5 protein-coding genes and 1 tRNA gene are annotated in these 5408 nt (G+C 35.0%); 1 reads left to right on the top strand and 5 read right to left on the bottom strand.

The features are described from left to right. The 5 genes from QZ357_RS04825 to QZ357_RS04805 all read right to left on the bottom strand — a co-directional run. The coding region (locus tag QZ357_RS04825) for a sigma-70 family RNA polymerase sigma factor (protein WP_290772539.1) at positions 1–834 on the bottom strand (834 nt) is incomplete at its 3' end. Beyond that, positions 834–2654, bottom strand: coding sequence for a DNA primase (dnaG, locus tag QZ357_RS04820; RefSeq protein WP_290772536.1), 1821 nt, complete (start codon positions 2652–2654; stop codon positions 834–836). The genes QZ357_RS04825 and dnaG, both read right to left, overlap by 1 nt. 9 nt (positions 2655–2663) lie before the next feature. Continuing rightward, on the bottom strand, positions 2664–3668 hold the full coding sequence (locus QZ357_RS04815) for a deoxyguanosinetriphosphate triphosphohydrolase (protein ID WP_290772528.1): 1005 nt from the start codon (positions 3666–3668) through the stop codon (positions 2664–2666). Positions 3669–3736: 68 nt separating this feature from the next. Next, a complete protein-coding gene (locus QZ357_RS04810; protein ID WP_290772525.1) occupies positions 3737–4402 on the bottom strand; it encodes a site-2 protease family protein in 666 nt (221 codons plus the stop codon). A 3-nt stretch (positions 4403–4405) separates the two neighbouring features. Then, positions 4406–5161: a M23 family metallopeptidase gene (locus QZ357_RS04805; RefSeq protein WP_290772523.1), complete on the bottom strand. Its 756-nt coding sequence runs from the start codon at positions 5159–5161 to the stop codon at positions 4406–4408. Positions 5162–5274: 113 nt separating this feature from the next. On the opposite strand from QZ357_RS04805, the gene QZ357_RS04800 reads away from it, so the two are divergent. Then, a tRNA-Leu gene (locus QZ357_RS04800) sits at positions 5275–5360 on the top strand. Positions 5361–5408: the final 48 nt, after the last annotated feature.

Here is a 5408-nt window from a genome sequence, read left to right as displayed (position 1 = left end):
TATTTCTGCGGCATTCGGGTCTCTGCCGAGATCCTGAATCAACATTCTTTGAACTCTTTTTAATTTATTTATGGTTTCAACCATATGTACGGGTATTCTTATCGTTCTCGCCTGATCGGCAATGGCTCTTGTTATTGCCTGTCTTATCCACCATGTGGCATATGTGGAAAATTTAAATCCTTTGGTGTAATCAAACTTTTCAACTGCTTTGAGAAGTCCAAGGTTTCCTTCCTGAATCAAATCCAAAAATGACATACCTCTGTTGACATATCTCTTAGCTATACTGACAACGAGTCTTAAATTGGCTTCGCAAAGTTTTTTTCTTGCCTCTACATCTCCATCTTCTATTCTTTGTGCAAGATCCATCTCTTCTTCGGCGTGAAGCAAATCCACTTTTCCGATTTCTTTTAAATACATTCTCACGGGATCGTTAATATGTACAGAAGGTTCGTATGACTTTGAAATAACTTTTTTGATGTCTATATCGTCATCCGACTTCATATCATCGTCAAGAAGTTCATCTACATCTTTGTCTATATCGTCATCGTCTTGAAGAACGATTCCTTCTTTAAAAAAGAATTCCAAAATTTGATCTATTTCATCGGGATTTAAATTCAAATCGGTAAAATGCTGATTCATCTCTCTTTGAGATACAACATTTTCCTTTTTTGCCCAATCTTTTATATCGTCAATCGTTTTAAGTTTCTTAACTTCTTTTCTGACAGAGTCTTTTTTAGATGTCTTTTTCTTTGTTGAATTTTTTTCTTTTGCTTCAATAACTGTGTTTTGGTCTTTTTCCATATCAGCGGACTTATTTTCCTTTTTTGGACTCATTATATAAGTGTACCTCCGTTTTTGGCTTTTAAAAGCTCTGATTTCAGTTTGTAAAATTCGGCTATCAAAACATCTAACATTTCTTTATCTTCAGAATCCTGAATATCTCTTATGGCACTTTTAACACTCATAATCTTTTTATTTATATTGTTGACAATAAGTGTCTGTCTTGCCCTTATTATATCATCACTGCTTATATTTTGGTCTAAAGACACAATTCGTGACATAGTTGTAGCCAATTTATCATTATAATCAAACAACTCCATAAAGTCAACCTTTTTTCCGTTATTAACACAAAAAACTATCTTTTCATATATTTTTTTATAATCATCCCCTACCAAAATATCTTCATCAAGATTTATTTCTCTGATTTTATCCGTATTCAACACATTGTCAATCATATATTTCAAAATCATTTCTTGAGCATATATGATTTTTTCTTTTATCCGATTTTTCCTCTTCGCGTTTTTATCATCGTTTTTTGAATCGTTCAAATGATTCGGAGTAATAAAACTGTTGGTATTGACTTCATTTTCTATTGTGGAAATTTCAGCGCCCGTTTTTCTGTGAAGATACTTTATATAAAATTCTTTTCTTACATTATCCTCTACTTTCCCTATTATAACGCAGGCTTTTTTTATAAAATCAACCTTTTCCCAGTTATCGAGCATATTATGATTATCTTCCAACAACTTTATTCTGAACTCTATACTGTCTATGCCATTTTCTACCAAATTATTAAACTTATCTATGCTATTATTTAATATGTAGCTGTCGGGATCATCCCCTTTAGGCAACCTGACCACTTTGGGATATATATTGGCACTTTCAAGTATTTCGCTTGCTTTTATTGTTGCGTTAAGACCGGCGTTGTCGGAGTCATACATAACGACCACATTTTTGGTATAGCGGTTTATAAGCTTTGCATGATTGATGTTAAAAGCCGTGCCGAGAGTCGCAACCGCATTATAAATCCCGTTGTTTACGAGAGATATAACATCCATATACCCTTCCACAAGAATAAGAGGTTTTTCTGATAATTCTTTTCTTGCATTGTTCAGATTGTACAAGGTGGAATTTTTCTTAAATACCAGCGTTTCCGGAGAGTTCAGATACTTCGGTGCATTTTTTACATCGGTGAATATCCTTCCCCCGAAAGCTATCAGCTTTCCGTTAACGTCTTGTATGGGAAACATTATTCTGTCTCTGAAGTAATCATAGACCCCGCCGTTTTCCTTTGTTCTTACAAGCCCTGCCTTTATCAAAGTGTTTACGGAGTATTTTTTCTCTTTAACCAAATATCCGTAAAGATTATCGAATTCATTAACCGAATAACCAAGACCGAATTTCTTTATGGTTTCATTACTAAGCCCCCTGTCAAGAAGGTACTTTAAAGCGGGTCCGCCTTTCATCAGATTTTTATAAAAATAATTCGCACTGTCTTTTATACAGTTGTAAATCTCCTGCTTTTCGTTATAGCTTACGGCATTCTCGCTGCGCCTTGTATAGTTTCCGTTCTCCTCATATTGAACGCTGACTCCTTCCATATCCGCCAAAAGCTCGACCGCCCCGGCAAAGTCCAACTTGTTCATTTCCATAAGAAAATCCAAAACGTCTCCGTTTGCGTTACACCCAAAACAGTGGTACCTGCCCATATCGGGAGTCACAACAAAAGAAGGGGTCTTTTCCGTATGAAAAGGACACCTTGCCTTATATCTGCTTCCGCTTCTGGTAAGGGGAACATATTGATTTATAATCCCCACTATATCCGCATCGTCCACAAGTCTTCTTATAAAATCTTTTTTAAAATATCCCTTCATCGACTCTCCTTACATTCCCCAGCATGTACTCGGTATAAATAACTCTTTATACATATTTATCGCAAATATATCGGACATACATGCAACATAATCGCAGACGATTCTGGACAAATCATCTTCATCGATTCTCTTATAAAATTCCTCTGCCATCTTCTTCGGATTTTTCATATAATATTCATACAGTCTCTGTACTATAAACTTCCCCTTGTTTCCTTCTTCTATGGCTTTTTTGGAATGATAAACATTTTCAAACAAAAAACTTCTAAGCCCCATTGTCGCATCGTAAATATCCTTACTCATTGTTATTTTGTTTTTGTCAAAACTGTTTTTTATAATATCCAAAATCATCGTATTGATTCTCTTTGAATTGGTCTTACCCAAAATATCGGTAAATTTATCCGGAATATCCTCTTCTCTCAACACCCCAAAACGAACAGCATCGTCAATATCATGATTTATATAAGCAATTTTATCGGAAAAGAAAACTATTTCACCCTCCAAAGTCTCGGGAGTGAAACCGTGACAGTGATTTTTTATTCCGTCCGTAACTTCATATGTAAGATTAAGTCCCCTGCCCTCATTTTCTATTTTTTCCACCACTCTGACACTTTGTATGTTGTGCTTAAATTCAAAAGGACATATCTCGTTTAATATCTGCTCTCCGCTGTGCCCGAAAGGAGTATGCCCCAAATCATGCCCAAGGGCTATGGCTTCGGTTAAATCCTCATTGGCATTCAAAGCTCTGGCGATACTTCTGGATATCTGCGAAACTTCGAGAGTGTGTGTAAGCCTCGTTCTGTTGTGATCTGTCTGAGGAGAAATAAAAACCTGAGTCTTGTGTTTTAATCTTCTGAATGCTTTGCAGTGAATTATCCTGTCTCTGTCTCTTTCAAAATCAGTCCTTATTTCACAGGGTTTTATCTCCTTTTTCCTTCCTTTTGTGTTTGATACTTTAAAGGCATACTCGCTTAATCTGAGAATTTCATCTTTCTCTTTTTGTTCTCTTATGTTCATAGATACTCCTTACCGATACATAATACTATGTATATTATAACATATATATCACTCTTTAAAACAGATTGTCAGCTATTTAATAAATCTTTATTTAACATTTTATTGTTTTTTATAAGATAATAATCTATTTTATCTTTTTCGCTTTTTAAATTATTGAATAAAAATACCGAAAGAAGAATCAAAAGAACGTTCTTACTGCCGAGAAGCAAAACATATATACCAAGAAACAACACGCAGCAGTTAACTATAAAACTGATTATAAATATATACTTGAAAGAATCTCTTCTGTCTAATTTCATATTCAAAAGAGTCATTATACATCTGGACGCATCCAAAGGGATTGTGGGAATCAAATTTATCGAGCCTATCAAAACGTTATAAAATATAAAGAAATCATAAGAAGGAATGTAAATATAAAAACCGGCAAAGGCTATAATTCCCGCCAAAACAAAATTCGAAAAAGGCCCCGATAAATAAACCAAAAATTCTTTATCGGGACGTATATCATGCAAATGATAAGAGATTTTTGCACCGAAAGGAAGCAGTGAAATATTGTCTACTTTTACGGAAAACATCTTTGCGGTAAATATATGAGACAACTCATGTATCAGCAATGTAAAAGTAAAAATCAAAAAATTTGTAAATCCGCTTTGCGAATATATTATCAAAAGAGCAAATATGCTCAAAGAAGTAAGCGTTATTTTATTTATTGCATTTTTAACACGTATATTCATTTTTTATTTACTTTCCGATTTATTATCCGTATTTCCCTCTACATCAAGTTCCATATAGGTCATGGGGTCCACCGCGGTATTATCGACCCAAACTTCAAAGCCCAAAACATTGCCGCTTTCGTTATTGTCCATGGAACCGATGATATTCCCTGCCGTCACATTGTCTCCCACTTTAACAAAGGCACTCTTTATCCCGTCATAAACGACGGTCGTATTATTACCCACATCAAAAACAACCCTGCTCCCACCGTACGAGCTGGATACAATGTTTGTCACAACTCCGCTTGCACTCGCAAAAACTTCTTCGCTTTTCTGGGTTTGAATTTCAATACCTCTCGGTTTTACCGTTGTGTTAAAAACGGGATGAGAAGTATCTTCAAAAGTTGTTATGACCTCTCCGTTAACGGGCATTTCAAGCTTCAATGAAGAAGACGAATCCGCAACATTGGTTTTCCCTCCGTTAAAAACGCTGGCCGTATTATTGACAAAAGAAACAACCTTGTCCTTTGCCTTGCTGAAAGAAAACAAATCACTGTTAAACACGTCCGATATTTTTGATGTAACGGAAGACGGAAGAGATACGTTAAGCATATCCATGGTTACATAAGAAAGAGCTATAAGCACCACAAATATCATAACGTTTAAAAACCTGTCTTTTTTAACAGGCTTTCTGTTTCTCGTTTTATAATTTGTATTTCTGTAATTATATGAACTCTTTCTTCTGTAATTTTTTGATTTTCTGCCGTATTTGTTATACATACCATTCACCTCATATACTTGTCTTAGTTAATTATATTAATGAGATATAAAAATATTACTGAATATCTACTTGAAATGGATAAGCTTTTTGTATATAATGTTAAAAGTAATATGCGAGTGTGCTGGAATAGGCAGACAGGCACGGTTGAGGGCCGTGTGTCCCAAGGACGTATGGGTTCAAGTCCCATCACTCGCACCAGAATTTATATTTCAGACAAGATAGTAAATCTTCCAAACGTACTATTTT

It is taken from the genome of Anaerofustis sp. (assembly GCF_019420015.1).
Taxonomy (GTDB): Bacteria; Bacillota; Clostridia; order Eubacteriales; family Anaerofustaceae; genus Anaerofustis.
This window is presented reverse-complemented; position numbering and strand designations above follow the sequence as displayed.

Bases quoted from the DNA above. Each gene is read 5' to 3' on its own strand.
- dnaG (WP_290772536.1), bottom strand. From the start codon at position 2,654: ATGAAGGGATATTTTAAAAAAGATTTTATAAGAAGACTTGTGGACGAT.
- QZ357_RS04815 (WP_290772528.1), bottom strand. From the start codon at position 3,668: ATGAACATAAGAGAACAAAAAGAGAAAGATGAAATTCTCAGATTAAGC.
- QZ357_RS04810 (WP_290772525.1), bottom strand. From the start codon at position 4,402: ATGAATATACGTGTTAAAAATGCAATAAATAAAATAACGCTTACTTCT.
- QZ357_RS04805 (WP_290772523.1), bottom strand. From the start codon at position 5,161: ATGTATAACAAATACGGCAGAAAATCAAAAAATTACAGAAGAAAGAGT.